Origin of the sequence: Faecalibacillus sp. TM498, assembly GCF_020589955.1 — a bacterium.
Lineage (GTDB): Bacteria > Bacillota_I > Bacilli_A > Erysipelotrichales > Coprobacillaceae > Faecalibacillus > Faecalibacillus intestinalis.
Map to the genome: position 1 here is coordinate 1 of NZ_JAJDKB010000012.1, position 17760 is coordinate 17760.

21 protein-coding genes are annotated in these 17760 nt (G+C 33.2%); all 21 read left to right on the plus strand.

All coding sequences use genetic code 11. The features are described from left to right. On the plus strand, positions 1-411 hold a 411-nt coding region (locus tag LJD32_RS05370), incomplete at its 5' end, for a SpaA isopeptide-forming pilin-related protein (RefSeq protein WP_264472071.1). A 156-nt stretch (positions 412-567) separates the two neighbouring features. Beyond that, the gene (locus LJD32_RS05375) at positions 568-1506 is read left to right on the plus strand and encodes a DNA adenine methylase (RefSeq protein WP_227391901.1); all 939 of its coding nucleotides are present in this window, start codon (positions 568-570) and stop codon (positions 1504-1506) included. Continuing rightward, positions 1496-1903 carry a hypothetical protein gene (locus LJD32_RS05380; RefSeq protein WP_118632834.1) on the plus strand — a complete coding sequence of 136 codons (408 nt, stop codon included), beginning with the start codon at positions 1496-1498 and terminating at the stop codon, positions 1901-1903. Before LJD32_RS05375 ends, LJD32_RS05380 begins: the two co-directional genes overlap by 11 nt. Positions 1904-1917: 14 nt before the next feature. Next, positions 1918-2262 carry a DUF3852 domain-containing protein gene (locus tag LJD32_RS05385; RefSeq protein WP_022001033.1) on the plus strand — a complete coding sequence of 115 codons (345 nt, stop codon included), beginning with the start codon at positions 1918-1920 and terminating at the stop codon, positions 2260-2262. Positions 2263-2306: 44 nt separating this feature from the next. Further along, positions 2307-3125, plus strand: a complete 819-nt coding sequence (locus tag LJD32_RS05390) for a conjugal transfer protein TrbL family protein (RefSeq protein ID WP_412531059.1) — start codon at positions 2307-2309, stop codon at positions 3123-3125. A 55-nt stretch (positions 3126-3180) separates the two neighbouring features. Further along, on the plus strand, positions 3181-3573 hold the full coding sequence (locus LJD32_RS05395; protein WP_227391903.1) for a hypothetical protein: 393 nt from the start codon (positions 3181-3183) through the stop codon (positions 3571-3573). Position 3574: 1 nt separating this feature from the next. Further along, a complete protein-coding gene (locus LJD32_RS05400; RefSeq protein WP_227391904.1) occupies positions 3575-3889 on the plus strand; it encodes a hypothetical protein in 315 nt (104 codons plus the stop codon). Next, the gene (locus LJD32_RS05405; protein WP_052010810.1) at positions 3889-4512 is read left to right on the plus strand and encodes a hypothetical protein; all 624 of its coding nucleotides are present in this window, start codon (positions 3889-3891) and stop codon (positions 4510-4512) included. Before LJD32_RS05400 ends, LJD32_RS05405 begins: the two co-directional genes overlap by 1 nt. Further along, positions 4502-6349, plus strand: a complete 1848-nt coding sequence (locus tag LJD32_RS05410) for a VirB4 family type IV secretion system protein (protein WP_227403807.1) — start codon at positions 4502-4504, stop codon at positions 6347-6349. The genes LJD32_RS05405 and LJD32_RS05410 overlap by 11 nt, the downstream gene beginning before the upstream one ends. A gap of 14 nt (positions 6350-6363) precedes the next feature. Further along, entirely contained in the window at positions 6364-7353 is a 990-nt protein-coding gene (locus LJD32_RS05415) for an amidoligase family protein (protein WP_227359416.1), read from the plus strand. 17 nt (positions 7354-7370) lie between these two features. Then, positions 7371-7862, plus strand: coding sequence for a gamma-glutamylcyclotransferase family protein (locus tag LJD32_RS05420; protein ID WP_227359417.1), 492 nt, complete (start codon positions 7371-7373; stop codon positions 7860-7862). After that, complete coding sequence (locus tag LJD32_RS05425; RefSeq protein WP_227391906.1) at positions 7862-8935, plus strand: C40 family peptidase; 1074 nt, start codon at positions 7862-7864, stop codon at positions 8933-8935. The genes LJD32_RS05420 and LJD32_RS05425 overlap by 1 nt, the downstream gene beginning before the upstream one ends. A gap of 2 nt (positions 8936-8937) precedes the next feature. Further along, positions 8938-9345: a hypothetical protein gene (locus tag LJD32_RS05430; protein ID WP_227391907.1), complete on the plus strand. Its 408-nt coding sequence runs from the start codon at positions 8938-8940 to the stop codon at positions 9343-9345. Between the two features lie 13 nt (positions 9346-9358). Next, complete coding sequence (locus LJD32_RS05435; protein WP_107029970.1) at positions 9359-9967, plus strand: DUF4314 domain-containing protein; 609 nt, start codon at positions 9359-9361, stop codon at positions 9965-9967. Positions 9968-9969: 2 nt separating this feature from the next. Continuing rightward, positions 9970-10200: a hypothetical protein gene (locus tag LJD32_RS05440; RefSeq protein WP_107029969.1), complete on the plus strand. Its 231-nt coding sequence runs from the start codon at positions 9970-9972 to the stop codon at positions 10198-10200. 988 nt (positions 10201-11188) lie between these two features. Beyond that, positions 11189-11587, plus strand: coding sequence for a ribbon-helix-helix domain-containing protein (locus tag LJD32_RS05445; protein ID WP_227391908.1), 399 nt, complete (start codon positions 11189-11191; stop codon positions 11585-11587). 60 nt (positions 11588-11647) lie between these two features. Further along, positions 11648-11941, plus strand: a complete 294-nt coding sequence (locus LJD32_RS05450) for a hypothetical protein (protein WP_032089690.1) — start codon at positions 11648-11650, stop codon at positions 11939-11941. 54 nt (positions 11942-11995) lie between these two features. Beyond that, a complete protein-coding gene (gene mobP3 / locus LJD32_RS05455) occupies positions 11996-13939 on the plus strand; it encodes a MobP3 family relaxase (RefSeq protein ID WP_227391909.1) in 1944 nt (647 codons plus the stop codon). A 135-nt stretch (positions 13940-14074) separates the two neighbouring features. Further along, complete coding sequence (locus LJD32_RS05460; RefSeq protein WP_227391910.1) at positions 14075-15700, plus strand: DUF3991 domain-containing protein; 1626 nt, start codon at positions 14075-14077, stop codon at positions 15698-15700. 26 nt (positions 15701-15726) lie between these two features. Continuing rightward, complete coding sequence (locus tag LJD32_RS05465; protein WP_227391911.1) at positions 15727-17466, plus strand: VirD4-like conjugal transfer protein, CD1115 family; 1740 nt, start codon at positions 15727-15729, stop codon at positions 17464-17466. After that, complete coding sequence (locus LJD32_RS05470; RefSeq protein WP_227391912.1) at positions 17450-17731, plus strand: helix-turn-helix domain-containing protein; 282 nt, start codon at positions 17450-17452, stop codon at positions 17729-17731. The genes LJD32_RS05465 and LJD32_RS05470 overlap by 17 nt, the downstream gene beginning before the upstream one ends. Positions 17732-17760: the final 29 nt, after the last annotated feature.

Below are 17760 nucleotides of genomic sequence, written 5' to 3' on the forward strand. Positions count from 1 at the left end.
GTTAAAATGAAAGATGAAATCACAAAGGTAGATATTTCAAAAGTAGATGCAACAAGTGGAAAAGAAATTGAAGGAGCTAAACTTACCTTAAAAGACAAGGAAACAGGTGAAGTAGTTGAATCATGGACTTCTGGAAAAGAACCACATCGAATCGAAGGATTAACTGTTTCAAAAACTTATGTGCTTCATGAAGATTTAGCACCTGCAGGCTACAATGTTGCAAGTGATGTTGAATTTACAATCTCTGATACAGGAGAAGTTCAAAAAGTAGTTATGAAAGATGAAGCAAAACCTGTTGTTGTAAAAACAGGTGATGATACAGACTATAAATCATTGAGTGCGTTACTAATTGCCAGTGGATTATTAATTGCAGCAGTGATTTGTAAAATCAAAAGAGGTAAAGATGAATAGAAATCAGAAGGTAATGTTTATGCTGTTAGTCATTTTCATTACCTATTTTCTTTACATTGTCTATAAATACTGGATTGCAGATATTGAATGGTTTCCATTTAAGAATATCTGTCTGTAACAAAGAAAAATAATTTTGAAGGAGGTGATGACTATAAGATGAAAATGAACAGTTTGATTTCATGGGTAGGTGGAAAGAAGTCTATTAGAGATCTGATCTATGCAAGATTTCCACAAAGCTATGGAAGATATATTGAAGTGTTTGGTGGAGGAGGGTGGGTACTGTTTGGAAAAAAGCCAGATAAGTTTGAAGTCTATAATGACTTCAACAACAACCTTTCAAATATGTTTGCGGTTGTAAGAGATCAGCCATTGGCTTTTATTCAGGAACTTGGTTATCTTCCTGAAAACGGAAGAAATATCTTTAATCTTTATAAAGAAATTATAACCAAGCAAAGAGTGGAAGATAAATTTTTACAGGAAGAAATGGAAAAAGTAAAGGTTTATTTTACCGAACTTCAGCAAGAAGAAATCATGGAAATCATGAAGCAAGAACGAATTGAAAAACAGGATGTAAAACTTGCTGTTGCATTTTTTAAGCTTGTCAGATATTCCTATGGTTCAGGGTGTAAAACTTTTGGATGTCGACCTTATGATGTACGTAAAGCATTTAATACGGTCTGGCAAATCAGCGACAGATTGGCAAATACAGTTATAGAAAACAAGGATTTTGAGGCACTGATTATTCAATACGATCGATCAGATGCCTTTTTTTATTTAGATCCTCCCTACTATGAAACGGAAGGACATTATTCTGTCGTATTCACAAAGGAAGATCACATTCGCTTAAGGGATACCTTAAAGAAATTACAGGGAAAGTTCCTGCTTTCCTACAATGACTGTGAATTTATACGAGATCTGTACAAAGATTTTTATATTGAAGGATTTTCAAGAATCAACAATATGGCTCTTCGTTATGATAAGGATTCACAGTTTCCAGAAGTGTTGATTTCCAACTACAATCCTATGAAGAATTCAGGAATACAGAAACAGCTTGATTTATTTGAGCAGGATGGAGGTGATGAAAATGATGAATGAGTATCATATGAAACTTGAGGAAGGGAATAAAGTGACACTTCCTGAAAGTTTAGTTAACAAGTTGCTGTTAAGAAAAGGTGAAACGGTCTGTTTGATTCAGGAAGATGGAATCAAGGACAAGTGCTTTAAAGTAACTGCAGAAAATGAAAAAGAACTGTTCGATGAAGATTTTTACTGCATTCCAAAAAGGGTATTTGATATGTGCCATTTGGATTATGAAAGTATTCAGATCATTGTTGAACAGGGACAAATGGTCATTACCAATCCACAGTATGTGTTGAGCTATTTAGGAAAAGATATGATTACCTGTCTTTTAAAGCAAAATGTGGATTTAGGATTATTTGCAAAGGATCTTGTAGATTTATTAAATGAACAGACAATCGAAGAAGCTGTTTAGAAAAGGAGGAAACAATGGTACAAATTTTAAAAAATAAAAAAGTAAAGGTCATTATCTGTTTGATGATCATCTTAATAATGCTTGTATTAACAATGAAACAGTCTTATGCGGCAGGAGATGTTTCCAGTGTTATCCAGCAGGCTTGGAAACAAATGGAGTCGCAGATTAAAAATATTGTCAACAATGTTGTGTTTCCTGTTATTGATATCATACTTGCTGTATTTTTCTTTGCTAAACTTGCAATGGCATATTTTGATTACAGAAAACAAGGACAGTTTGATTGGACAACACCAGCAATACTGTTTGCGTGTTTAACATTTTCTTTGATTGCACCAAACTATATCTGGAAAGTCTTATAGAGGAATAGATTATGTTTTTATGGGATTTTGTCGCAGATAAAGTCATGGGTCAGATCGTTGACTGGATTTACAGTAAGCTACTTGAATTTCTAGGTGAATTCTTTGGCATGATGGGATCAATGGGAGCCGATCTGTTTGACTATGACTTTGTAAGAGCCATTATAGAACTGTTTAGACTTTTTGGATGGGCGCTGTTTGTTTCAGGAATGGTCGTTGCAGTATTTGAAATAGCTGTTGAATATCAAAGTGGGCGAGGCAGTATCAAAGATGCCTGTCTTAATGCTATGAAAGGGTTTATGGCTGTTTCTTTGTTTACTGTATTGCCTGTAGAATTATATAAGTTCTGTATTTCTTTGCAGGTAACCATGTCCAATGGACTTGCTAAACTTGTAGGAAGTCAGTCCGTAGGTGATTCAGCAATTAAATCACTGTCGTATATGCAAAAGCTGTCGCTTGGAACGGTACTGCTTATCTTTTTGCTGATTATGATGGGTTATTCCATTATCAAAGTGTTCTTCGCAAATCTAAAAAGAGGAGGTATCCTTTTAGTGATGATTGCAGTAGGATCACTTTATATGTTTTCAATTGTGCGTGGCTATACAGATGGCTTTATTCAATGGTGCAAGCAGATCATTGGTATATGTCTTACCGCATTTTTACAGGCAGTTATTTTAATTGCGGGTCTCGGCGTTATGAAAGAAAACTGTCTTTTAGGAATCGGATTGATACTTGCAGCAAGTGAAATTCCACGAATTGCAGGACAGTTTGGGCTTGATACAAGCATGAAAGCAAATATCATGTCTACTGTTTATGCAGCTCAGTCAGCTATGAATATTACAAAAACAATTATGAAAAGAAGCTGATAATCATCTTGCATTTTTCCTGCTTATTTGGTATTTCTGTTGTAGGAGGTACAGCATGACTATCGAAGAACTGAAAAAATATAAATGGTTTGTTGCAACATGCAAGTATGAAGGTATCGTAGGAAAAAAGCATTATTTTACATATGATGTTGATAATTTAAATACAAATTTGTTAAGTGGAATGATTTTAGTTGATGATGAACTTGTAAAAGAAACAGAAGAAAAGGGTGTCTGGCAGGACTGTGTTTTTGATGCGATTTGTGATGAAAAAGTTCAAATCGTACAGCAATGTTCAAAGCCAATCATTCTTTACGAAGAAGTTCCAGAATATGATGAGTGGGTGAATCTGTTATTGTATCGCTATCTTGAACAGCATTATTATGAAAAGAGATGGATGACCTATATACAGGTCGATAGAAAAATGAATGATGAAATGAGGTTGAGCTAAAATGTATATGTATCCCGATAATTTAAAAGGGAAGGCAACATTATGGCTATGGTATTTAAGAGATATTGGAATCGTAGGCGTGGGGGCAATCATTGGAGTGATTGCCATTTCTCATGCCAATTTTTATATGCCAATGGCATTAGTAGGGTGCTATGCTTTTTTAACTATCCGTATGGCTGATACCAGTATCTTTGATTTTTTATCATATGCCTTTGCCTTTTTTATATTTTCACAACAGCTATATAAATGGCATTTTACAGGTGAAATAAAAACACCCTTGAATACAGAAAACAAGAAAAAGAAATGGAGGCTATGATGAAAAGAAAGAAGAAAACAGAGAAGAAAGATACCGTGAAAAAGAAAACAAAGAAAAATAAAAAAGTATCCAGTACAAGGATGCTGATCAATACTAAGACGATTACCGATTACAGTTTGAAACTGTTTAATGGAGAGGAAGTCGTCTTTTTTGTTGTTCAGCCACAAAATCTTTCTGTTATGTCAAAAGAAAATATAGGGGCAAAGATATTTGCACTTACAAATGTTGTAAAAGGACTAAATGATATTGAAATTATCTGTCTGAACAGTCGAGATAATTTTGAAGAAAACAAATATTTTCTGAAAAAAAGAATTCAGGAAGAAACAGAAGAAGTTGTTATCAAGCTTCTTAAAGAAGATCTGTATCATTTGGATAAGATTCAAACACAGACAGCAACAGCACGACTTTTCCTGATCGCTGTTCGTATAAAACCTGATGATCAGTTAGAAGTACATTCTTTGATCCATCGTATTGAAAAACTCATTCGTATGCAAAATATCTCTGTAACACGAGCAGATAAGGAAATGATTAAAAGAATGTTGGCTGTCTATTTTGAACAGAATGTTACAACAAGTCAGTTTGAAGATTATGATGGAAAGAGGTGGTATGATGGTGTTCAATAAATTATTTGGTAAATTCAAAAAGGCTGAAGTTGAAGATGAAGAAGAAATCAAAGTGCAGGATTATCTTGATATGATTGCACCTTCGACAATACGTTTCTATACAGAATATTTTATTTGTGGCAACAGCTACAGAAGTGTCTGGGCATTACGAGAGTATCCAACCTCTACGGATGAACAGGCACTTTTACGTTATATGGGTGAAAAAGACGGAGTCACGTTGCATATTTATGCCAGACAGGTCACTTCTGCCGAAGAAAAGAAGATCATTGGAAATGCAGCTAATAAAAACAGGCTCAGACAAAGCAATACGCAAGATCTAAAAGAAACAGTAACCGCTCAAAGCAATCTTAATGATGTTATTGAACTGATTGCCAATATGCATCGAAACAGAGAACCACTTGTTCACTGTGCTGTTTATTTTGAGTTGATTGCTGACAGCTATGATGAGCTTAAACTTATTCAGACTGAAATGATGACAGAACTTGTGCGAAGCAAGTTGAATGTTGATCGTCTTCTTTTAAGACAGAAAGAAGGATTTCTAGCGGTTATTCCATCGGGCTATGATGGATTCAAGGAGCAGTTTGAACGTGTTCTTCCAGCATCGAGTGTTGCAAATCTTTTTCCATTTAACTATTCAGGTAAGACAGATCCGCATGGAATCTATATAGGTCACGATAAATTTGGAAGCAATATTATTGTTGATTTCAATGAAAGAAGTGACGACAGAACAAATGCCAATGCTCTTATTCTTGGAAATTCAGGACAGGGAAAATCGTATCTTTTAAAACTTTTATTGTTGAATTTAAGAGAACAGGGAATGTCTTTAATAACACTGGATCCTGAACATGAATATGAAGAAGTAACCTCTAATCTTGGTGGTGTTTTTATTGATATGATGGCAGGACGATATATCATTAATGTTCTTGAACCAAAACAATGGTCAGAAGATATAGAAGATTCAGGCGAAGATGATGTTCCTGTTGCATTTAAACAGTCAACGGTTCTTGCACAGCATATTTCCTTTTTAAAGGATTTTTTCAAGACATATAAGGCGTTTACAGAGGAGCAAATCGATACGTTAGAAATTATGTTGGCAAAGGTCTATCAAAGATTCAACATTAATGAAAAGACAGATCTTAGTGTTCTAGAACATGCCGACTACCCAATATTGAGTGATCTCTATGATTACATTGATGAAGAATACAAACATTACAATACAAACAGAAATAACATTTATACAAGAGAGTCACTGCGTGAAATACTGCTTTTATTAAATTCAATATGTGTGGGAAGTGACAGTCGTTTCTTTAATGGGCATACCAATATTCATTCACAAAAGGTTGTGACTTTTGGCGTTAAGGATCTTTTGCAGGCAAATAAGTCTTTAAAAGATGCGATGCTTTTTAATATCCTTTCCTATATGTCCAATGAACTGTTGAAAAGAGGATATACAGTAGCTTCAATCGATGAACTTTATCTTTTTTTAACAAATACAACAGCAGTAGAATATATTAGAAATTTTATGAAGCGTGTTCGAAAAAAGGAAAGTTCTGTCATTTTAGCTTCTCAAAATCTGGAAGATTTCAATATTGAAGGAATCAGAGAACTAACAAAACCATTGTTTTCAATACCAACACATACGTTCCTGTTCAATGCAGGAAATACGGATGCAAGGTTTTATATCGATACGTTACAGCTTGAAGAAAGTGAGTATGAACTTATTAAATATCCGCAAAGAGGTGCCTGTCTTTATAAATGTGGAAGTGAAAGATACAACCTTATTGTTCATGCACCAGATTATAAATCAAAACTGTTTGGTGATAAAGGCGGAAGATAGGATGATGAATATCCATGAAAAGTCAGCGTTTTGGAATAGAAATAGAAATGACAGGTTTAACAAGAAGAAGCGCTGCTTTGATTATTGCTAAACATTTTGATACAGGTTTTAGGCATGAACGTGGTGTATATGATACCTATTCTGTTTGTGATCAAGACGGAAGAAAATGGAAAATTGTACGAGATGCCAGTATTACACCACAATGTGGAAATCGATTTGATTATGATCCTGATTATAAAGTTGAGGTTGTTTCGCCTATCTGTCATTATGAAGATATTGAAACGATACAGAGCATTGTTCGTGAATTAAGAAGGAATGGTCATGCTAAAGTCAATGAAAGCTGTGGGATTCACATTCATGTGGATGCTTCAAAACACACTGCCAGATCATTAAGAAATATTGCAAATATTATGTATTCAAAAGAGGATCTTATCTTTAAAGCTTTAAAGGTAAGACCGCAAAGAGAAGTACGATTTTGTAAGAAAATAGATGATGATTTTTTAGAAATGCTCAATCGAAAAAAGCCAAAAGATATTGAGGAAGTTGAAAATCTCTGGTATGACGGAAATACCAGCAGAAAATACGAACACTATGATGATTCGAGGTATCATGCCTTAAATTTTCATAGTGTTTTTTCAAAAGGAACAATAGAATTTCGGATGTTTAACGGAACACTTCATGCAGGTGAAATCAAGACCTATATCCAGTTTTGTTTGGCAATATCTCATCAGGCATTGGTTCAAAATAAGGCAAGCAGAGTTAAGACACATTCGTCTAATGAGAAATATACGTTCAGGACTTGGCTTTTACGACTTGGACTTATTGGCGATGAATTTAAAACAGCACGACATCATCTTTTAAAAAATCTAGATGGATGTATTGCATGGAAAGATCCACAACAGGCAGTTATGCAAAGAGAAAGATTGCAAAGTGCACAGGAAACAAATAATGAAGCATTGGAAGATGTTCGAGAAGAAATTGGAATGCACATGCAACAGATGTAAAGGAGGAACAGAAAAAGATGAAATATTATGTGGCTTATGGCAGTAATTTAAACAGGGAGCAGATGGCACACAGATGTCCAGATGCTAAACTGGTTGGAACAGGTATGTTGTCAAATTATGAAATGGTGTTTAGAGGAAATAAAAGCAATGCAGTTGCGACTGTAGAACCAAAAAAGGGAATGGAAGTACCTGTAGGTATTTGGGAAATTTCAGAAAACGATGAGCATTTCCTTGATCGCTATGAAGGTTATCCACACCTCTACGAAAAGAAAAATTTAAGAATTTCTAATGGAACAATTACAACTGAGGCGATGGTTTATGTGATGAATGATGGTTATGAATATGGAGTACCAGGTAAGGAATACTATGAAATAATCAAGCAAGGATATAAAGACTGTTCTCTTGATGAAAAGTATTTAGATGAGGCTGTTAAAAAAATGAAAGAAGCTGTTTTAAATCAAACAGAAGCAGCAATGTATCCTTATGGTTATAGAGATGTCAGACAGTAATGAAAACAAAACTTATAAAGTTAGCTCTGTCTTTTTTTAGCAGTGATGATGGCAGGAAGTTTGTCAGAAATGTAGCTGTTGTTATTGTTTCACCATTTGTTGCTATTACTGTTTTAATTGGTGCTATTTTTTCAGATGGTATTTCATTCAATCACAATCTTGTAACAGATCTGTTTGAAGGCAATCCAATTAGTGAACTTACAGATGAAATGAAGCAATATGTTCAGGAAATACAGGATGGACTTGTGTTGATTGACAGTCATATTGACAAAATTAATCAGACTTTTACAAATGGATCATCGCTTAATATTTATCAGGTCAAAGGGTATTTTATTGGTTATATGGTTTCTTCACAGCATAAAGTATTTTCAGATGAAATGGCAGAGACATGGGTCAACAGTTTTACAGAGGGTGAAGAAGTCAAAGTCCCTACTTCTGTAAACGCCGTCATCTATGCCAGTCTAGAAAAGAACCTGAATGAAAAACTGCTGAAAGATACAAAAAAGTCAATGGAAACCTGTTATGGTGCATTGATTGGAAATGACGGAAAAACAGTCACAACACTTTCCAAAGAGCAGATGGATGAACTGATTAAAAATATGCCTGAAGATACAAGTGAAATCAGAAAGAAAATAGTGATGCAGGCTGCGGATGCTGTTGGAAAGATACCTTATTACTGGGGTGGTTCTGCCAAGTGTGCAGGATATGATGGTAATGATTTTGGAGTAACTGTTGCTCCAGACAGCAAAGGAAGAAATAAAAAAGGACTGGACTGTTCACATTTTGTAGACTGGGTCTATTGGACTGTTATGAACAATAATCTTGGCAATACAAATACATCAGGACAGATAAAAATGTGCAAAAAAATAGCAAAGCAAGATCTCAAAGCGGGTGATCTTGCCTTTTTAATTAACAAATCAGGAAAGACAACTCATGTAGGAATCTATGCAGGAAAGAATGCAAAAGGTGAAGCTGTGTGGATACATGAAAACAGTAACGACAGCAATGTTGCCATGAATACTGTGTCTTACTGGAGTGGTTATTACAGACTGAATATGATGGAAGGACGATAGCAATGAATGAACAAAATGAATTTATAAAGAACTACTTGCATACAGAATATGTTGGCTGTTTAAAAACGAATCATGAAAAATGTATAGATCTTCAGTATGAAGAAATTGGAAACTTTGTACAGAATGCAGGGATGTTTGGTGATCTTGAAATCTCTATAAAGCACAATGGCTTGGTACTGTTTGATACAAATGGTATTTATATCAATAAGGTGTTTCCTAATACAGAATATTCCAGAGATTATCTTATGGAACTTATCAATTCTGTTGCGATGCAACTTCAAAGTGATTTTGATGATGGAGATATAGGACATCCAACAGGCAAAGTCAATGAGTTTATTAAGGATAATTTTCAAGTTGATCTGTTGAATATCGAACAGGAAAATAAAATAAATTTTAGTTTGCAAATGTAAGGAGGTGAGGAAAGTGAATCAAGATAAAATTAAGGAAATCAAACAGAAATATCCAAAGGGAACAAGGATCATGCTCAATTCTATGGACGATCCTCATCATCCTGTTCCCACTGGAACATTAGGAACTGTAGAAACAGTTGATGATATTGGAACAATCCATATGAAGTGGGATAATGGACAAAGTTTAGGTCTTATCGTAGGTGAAGACAGCTTCTATGTTATTGAAAGTGTTCAAAATCAAGAGAAAATACGAGAAGCCGATGAAAAAATACGTGTACTCGTTGTTGAGCCAATGAAAGAACCAAAGGTTGAATATATAGAAAATACATTGGATGATATGCAAAGAGTTGTTGGTGGTCTGATTGAAGAAATTGACTTGAATGATAATACTGTTCTTGTCTGTAACGAGGAAGGAAAACTTATGAATTTACAGGCAAACAGACGTGTTGGCAGAGATGTTATTGCTGGCACTTTTTTTATTGCAGGAGATGATGGATCAGAAGATCTAGTTTCTTTAACCGATGAACAGGTCAATGAATATAAAGAAAGATTTCATGAATTAGAGGAAATCGAGCAGCAAGAAGTGTTTGAAAAAATTGAAATAACGATAAGGGGGTTTTAAAAATGGTTAAACAAAAAGAGATAAAAATAAAATATCCTGAAGCAAGAGTTCGAGCAATCAACTCAAATCTTGCAAAGAAAAATACAACAATTGAAGTAGAAATTATGGAAAGCTTGAATCAAATCTATAAAAAGCACGTCAAACCAGAGGTCAGGGAATTCATTGAAGAATTAGAAGGAGATGAACCGGTCGTTAGTAAAAAGCCCAGAACAATCATTGAGGAACATCCATAAATCAATGTATCAAGGAGTGTTTGGCGGTAAATTTTGATCGTGTGCGCTTTTTATAGAAATAAGGAATAAGTATGCCAATTTTATTTGTTTAAAAACGTGTGCCCTTATTTTAAAGGTTTTAAAAAATAGATGGATAGAATGTCCAATTTGAATTGAAAAATAAGGGTAACTTTTAAAAGATGTGGCGTGTGCAGGTTAAAGAAGCGACGTCGCTTCACCTTACAACAACGGGCAATGCCCGTTGTTTCAAAGAAGTTCACAAAAGAAAAACAACGTCATTATTGAAGACAGTGCGTCAATAGTGGCGTTGTATATTAAATGTTCTCCTAGAAACAACAGGAGATAACAGGTCGTCAAAAACAGCGTAAGCAGAATTTTGACGAAAAATGTAGTTTGAAAATATGTGATATGTTATAATCATAAATGGAACAGCCGTATACGGTAGGTGGTTATCCTTGGTCGTCATGACGAAGGTACGCAATCCTTCGAAATTCACATTCCTAGAAGTTTTGGGAAAATATGAAAAACGGAGGTGATGCGAATGACAACATATGAAATAGTCATGGTAGTGTTAACTTGTTTAACACTTGTCGTGTCTTTAATGATGCTTGTTATTAAATTACTTCTTATCATAATTGATAAAAGTGAAAAAAAATAACTACCTCAGCCTCTGGAAAAGTATGAGTTAGTTATTTTAACAAAAATACAAAATCCAAGGACAACCGCTTACTGGCAGTTCCTTTTTCAACTACATTATAGTTTATACAAAACTGAAAGTCAATATACTAGTTCGTCAGTAAATGCATACCTACAGTATATCTACTGTATAGCTACGGGCATTTATGATTGCTTGTAAATTCAAGAATATTTGATGAAAAAATGAATGTAAAATTGTAATTAGAATGATGAAATTTATAAATTTAAAATTATATATAATAGAGAAAAACGGATGCAGATGTATCCTTTTTTTGTTGGAGGAAAATAAAATGTGAATAAGAAAAGAACAACGATCTGGCTAAGTCAAGATGTGATGGACAGACTGGATGAAATGACAAAAACAGATGACAGCAAAAGTCGAAGTGAATTTATTGAAAGAGCAATTAAATTTTATGATGGATACAATCGTTCAACGTTGGAAAATCAGTATTTGCCTGTTGCTATTTCAAGTGCAGTTCAAGGAACTGTTAAATCAAGTGAAGATCGTATTTCAAAATTGCTTTATAAAAATACAGTAGAGCTTTCAATGGTCATGAATGTTCTTTCAGCAATAGCAGATGTTGATAATGATACTTTAAAAAAACTAAGAGTGAAGTGTATGAACGAAGTTAAAGCAACCAATGGCAAGATAAGTTTTGAAAATATAAATAAATATCAAAAAGGTTCATGATTCATAATAGCTATATAAAAACTGTTGTGATAGTATGTCGTCTAGAAAGGAATGATCTACGTGTCAAAACAGGATGAATTTATAAAACAACTTTATTATGGAGATGACTTATTCTATGAAAATACTAGAAAAGATTCTTCAAAAAAATGTGAGTTAAATAAAATCAGAGATGAAATTCATAAAAAAATTATGAAGGCATTGATACAAGTATATGGTGAGGAAGAAGCAAACAAAATAAATGAAGAATGGATAGGATGTTCATCAGAAATAGAAATTGAAAATGAAATAGTTATTTTTAAAGAGGCATTGTATTTGGGATATGATCTTGCAGATGTATTTTTAAATAGAAGATAGGAAGTATATGTTAGGAAACTTTAAAAAGGTTTCCTTTTTTATTTGGTAAAGATTATGGTAAGAATTATTGTTAAGTCAGGATATATGAAAGGTAAAAGTCATAAAGAATATTATGTGAATTATATTGCTACCAGAGAAGGTGTAGAAAAATTTAAAAGTGATTATGGAAATATGAAGGCAACAAAGAAACAGCAGAAACTTATTCAACAGCTTATAAATGATTATCCAACTGTAACAGGAATGTTTGAATATAATGATTTTAAAGAAAATCCAACAAGAGAAAATGCCAGTGAATTTATATCGAGTGTGATTGATGCTAATCTTGATGATATTACAACAAAGGAAAATTATATAGATTATATTTCACATCGTCCTAGAGTAGAAAAACTTGGTGAGCATGGTTTGTTTTCAGATGCAGGTCTTCAATTTGAATTGAATGATGTTGTCAAAGAAATAGGAGAACATGAAGGCAACGTTTGGACACATATTATTTCTATAAAAAGAGAGGATGCTACCCGTTTAGGCTTTGATTCAGTTCAAAGCTGGATGTCACTTTGTCAGGAAAAAAGAAATGATCTGGCAAAGGCAATGAAGATAGATCCGAACAATCTCAAATGGTTTGCTGCTTTTCATAATGAAGGTCATCATCCTCATATTCATATGGTTGCCTATTCAAAGAATCCTAAAGAGGGTTATTTAACTAAAAAAGGAATAGAGTCAATCAGAAAACAGTATGCTGGAAGTATTTTTAAAAATGATCTTTTACATATTTATGAAAATCAGACTACCAATCGAGATGAAATAAAAAAATACAGTAAAGAAAAAGTCGTTGAAATTTTAAATGGAATGGATCATGAACATTTTGACAGTTCGCAGATCTTTAATGACCTTTTAAAACTAAAAATGAGCTTGAAAGATTATCATGGAAAAATGATGTATGCCTATATTCCAAAGGAATCAAAGCAGATCATCAACGATATTTTAAGAGAGTTGGAAAAGGATGAAAATATAGCACAGCTCTATGAACAATGGTACCTGTATAAACAACAAGTCAATGAAACATATAATGATACTGTCCTTGAACGTTTACCACTACTTGAACAAAAAGAATTTAAAAGCGTCAAGAATATGATTTTAAATATGGTCATGCAGGATTTTGAAGATATTCATAATTTCGGCAATAGTGAATTGGATGATGTGACTAATGAATTAGGTGTGGAATTTAATGAAGAAAATAGTTTGTTGGAAGAATATAAAATAAGGCGGGACTATAGAAAAATAGGTGATATCAATTTAGCAATTAAAAACAATGAATTTGAAATGATTCCAGAAAGTATAGAATGGCTTGAAAAATGTGAACTTCCATTAGCTAAATATATACTTGGTAAAATCTATCATGATGGATTCTATGTGGATCGTGATTTGGATAAGGCAATAGAGTGTTATAAACAAAGTGGTGATAACAAATTTGCTTATAACCGACTTGCAAATATCTATAGAGAATTAGGAGATAATGATTTGTATGTTCATTATCTTTATCAGTCGGCAAATGAAAATTTTTCAGTAGCACAATTTAAAATTGGTAAAATTCTTGTTGAAGGTGAAGTTACTGAAAAGAATGTGGAGCAGGGAATTTATTATCTGAATAAAGCCTGTGAATATAGAAATGAATATGCACAGTATTATTTAGGCAAAATGTACCTTTTAGGAAAAGATGTTGAAAAGGATAAAGAGAAAGCCATAGAACTATTAACATTGGCCGCTGAAAATGGAAATGAATACGCTCAATATTTTTTAGATCATATAGATGATATAAAAGAAGTTCCATTAAGTATGATGACAACAAGAATGTTTCGTCATATTGGAAGAATCATTGAAAATGAGTTGCCAATAAGAAACACGATTCTTACAGGTGTTGAACATAAGCTCAAACAGAAATTAATAAGAAAACGAAGTGCAACGGGTCATAGGGAAGATGATCATTCACTTCGTTTTTAATTTGAAGAAAAAGGTGAAAGATATGAAGGATAAAATTAAAAGTATTACGCATATACAAAAAGATGAGTCTATGAAAGTAAAGTCAATCAAAGGCAAAAAGCAAAACAAAAAGAAAAAAGCAAGGAGGCATCAGTAATGGCAAGAATGTTCAGTGAAGAACAGATTGCAATGGCTAATTCAGTTGATATTGCATCTTTTCTTCAAATGCAAGGTGAAGCACTCATAAAATCAGGAAAGGATATGAGATGGGCAAGGCATACAAGTATTACTGTAAGAGGTAATCGCTTTTATGATTGGAAGGCAGAAGCAGGTGGTTATCCAATAGCATTTGTTCAAAGATATTTTAACTATAATTTTAAGCAGGCTGTGGAATTTCTTCTATCCAATGTGGGTGATCTTCAAATGTCAGTTCCTTATGAAAAAACAGAAAAGGCAGAATTTAAACTTCCTGAAAAAAATGAAACTTTAAACAGGGTCTATGGGTATCTTTTGAAAACAAGATTTCTTGATAAGGAAGTCATTGATGAATTTGTAAGAAAAGGTTTGATCTACGAAGATAAGGAATATCACAATGCTGTATTTGTTGGTTTGGATGAAAATGGTGTAGCTCGTCATGGACATAAAAGAGGTACTGCAACTTATGGTAAAAATCAATCATTTAGAGGAAATATAGAAGGCTCTGATCCACTATATCCATTTCATTATAAGGGATCATCTAACAAGGTTTATGTTTTTGAAGCACCTATTGATATGCTTTCTTATATTTCTTTAAACAAAGAGAATTGGATAGAAAACAGTTATATTGCTTTGAATGGACTTTCTAAAATAGGATTGGATCATTTTTTAGATGTTCATCCAAACATCAATCAAATTTATTTGTGTCTGGATCATGATATTGCAGGCATCGAAGGTGCAGAGAGAATAAGTGATTTTCTAAATGAAAAAGGCAGATACACTATTTCATGTATTCGAGCAAGAAATAAAGATTTTAATGAAGATCTGAAAGAACAAAATAATGTTGAATTTATTAAATCAACGGACAGTCCCAAATATCAGGAAGCAATGAAATATGTTTCAAATATCAAAAGTGATTTTAAAACAATTGTAAAAGACAGGTTTCAAGAAGATGAATTTGATTCGCTTTTTGCCAAGTTCTATTATTCTTTTAATGGAAAAGAACCACGAGATGATTTTAAGTTTCAGGCACAGTTGGATAGACTTTTAAAAATGACAATGATCCATGAGCATTCTCTTTTAGGATTCTCTCACCCATTATCAGATGATTCACCGGTATGGTCATATTTGAAACAGGATTATAGAAGTTATAGGGACAATGGCAATACAAAAAAGATGTTTGAAAATGTTTGTCAGTCAGTAGCTGACTATAAAAACTGTGTTAAAGAAAATAACAGAAATAATCTAGTAAAGGCTTGTAGAAATTTATCTGCAGGTCTTTTTTATATGGATGTTCATTATAGAAGGGAAATTTATAAAGCTATGGAAAATAAACAGGCATATGGTCTTCTTGAAGAAGAACGACCAAAGGCAAAGATGATAGGTGAAGATGGAAATATTTTTAATCTTATGGGTATTGCCTCAAGAACATTGAAAAGTGCAGGGTATGAAGAAAAAGCTAATGAGATGTTTGAAAGAATAACTTTTAATGCGAAAAGCTATGATGAGGCTTTGAATATTATCAGTGAATATGTTGAACCAGTTGAAAATTATGAGGAGTCTTTTCAAATGAAAGGATTTGAATGAATAGGTGAAGAAGGTGAGAAAAAACGATGACAAAATCACAAGGAATATTTATAGCGTTTGGTATTTTATTTTTTCTTTTTATAGGATGTGCTGTGTATTTTAATGGAAACTATAATCTGAATAAGATCAAATCGAAAACAGTCGGTGATGGACAATATGGAACAGCTCGATTTGCGACAGATAAAGAGGTTCATCAAAGTTTGAAATATATTGAATTTGACAGTGTGAAGTGGAGAAAAGGCATTGATCTTCCAAAATCACAGGGATTAGTTGTAGGAAGTAAAATAAACTTTGGAAAAACATTTGGATATGTTGATTGTGATGATATTCATTTGTTGATGATTGGTGCAGCTGGTGTTGGAAAAACAGCCCATTTTTTGTATCCAAATTTAGAATATGCCTGTGCCAGTGGTGTCTCTTTTATAACAACGGATACAAAAGGTGATCTGTATCGTAATTATGGTGGAATTGCCTATGACTATTATGGGTATAATATTTCAGTTATTGATTTAAGAAATCCTCTTTTTTCAGATGGAAACAATATGCTTCATATGGTCAATAAATATATGGATCAGTACAAACAAAACAGAAATGATTTGTCTTTAAAAGCCAAAACAGAAAAGTATGCCAAAATAATTGCAAAAACAATTATCTTTTCTGATGGAGAAAGTGCATCAAGCTATGGTCAAAATTCATTCTTTTATGATTCAGCAGAGGGACTTCTTACAAGTATCATCTTAATTATTTCTGAATTTTGTGATGACGGAGAAAGACATATCGTCAGTGTATTTAAACTTGTTCAGGATCTGTTGAAACCTTCTGGAATAAAAGGGAAAACACAGTTTCAGATTTTGCTTGATTATTTGCCTGACAACCATAAAGCAAAGTGGTTTGCTGGTGCTGCTTTGAATACAGGAGAACAGGCAATGATGTCTGTTCTTTCTACTGTTTTATCTCGTTTAAATGCATTTATTGATTCTGAAATCGAACAGATATTGTGTTTCGAAACTACAGTTGATATAGAGAAATTCTGCAGTGAAAAATCTGCAATCTTTTTAGTAATGCCTGAAGAAGATAATACAAAACACTTTTTGATTTCTCTTTTTATTCAACAGTATTATCGTGAAATGTTGGCTTGTGCTGATAGTCAGGGTGGAAGATTAAAAAGAAAGGTCATTATGTATCTCGATGAAATTGGAACTATCCCTAAAATAGAATCAGCAGAAATGATGTTTTCAGCATCTAGATCAAGAAATATTTCCATAGTAGCAATAATTCAATCATTAGCACAGTTGGAAAAGAATTATGGAAAAGAAGGAGCAAGTATTATTGTGGATAACTGTCAGGATACACTATTTGGCGGTTTTGCACCTAATTCAGAAACAGCAAAAGTAATGAGTGAAAATCTCGGGTCAAAGACTGTTATGAGTGGATCGGTTAGTAAAGGAAAAAATGATCCATCACAGTCTTTACAAATGATAGAAAGACCTCTTATGACAACAGATGAATTAAAGAGTATGCCAAAGGGTCATTTTATTTTGATGAAGACTGGAATGCATCCAATGAAAACAGTTTTAAGATTATTCATTAAGTGGAAGATAAAATTGGACAAGGAATATCAAGTCAATCAAAGAGTACAGAGAGAAGTTAAATATGCAGATATAAATAAGATCACATCAATTTTAAAATATAAGTTTGAAAAAGATGACAATATAAAATTTGATCTTAAAAAAATAATAAAAGAGGCGGGTGTCAAAGTTGAATAAGGATTATATGTATTTTTATACAAAAGTATCAAGTGCAAATGTAACTCCAGCAGGAAGAATGGTTTATAGAGCATTACTACGATACGCAAATAGGAAAACATGGTCTTGTTTCCCATCGGTTAAAACAATTGTTAATGATACAGGACTTTCGGAAAGAACAGTAAGAAAGCAAATAAAGACACTTGTAGAAGAAGAACTCATAATAAAAATCCCAAGAAAAAGAGAAAACAACGGAAATACATCTAATATGTATTTTTTTAATTGATCTTTATCTTGGGATAGCTGTAATTATAT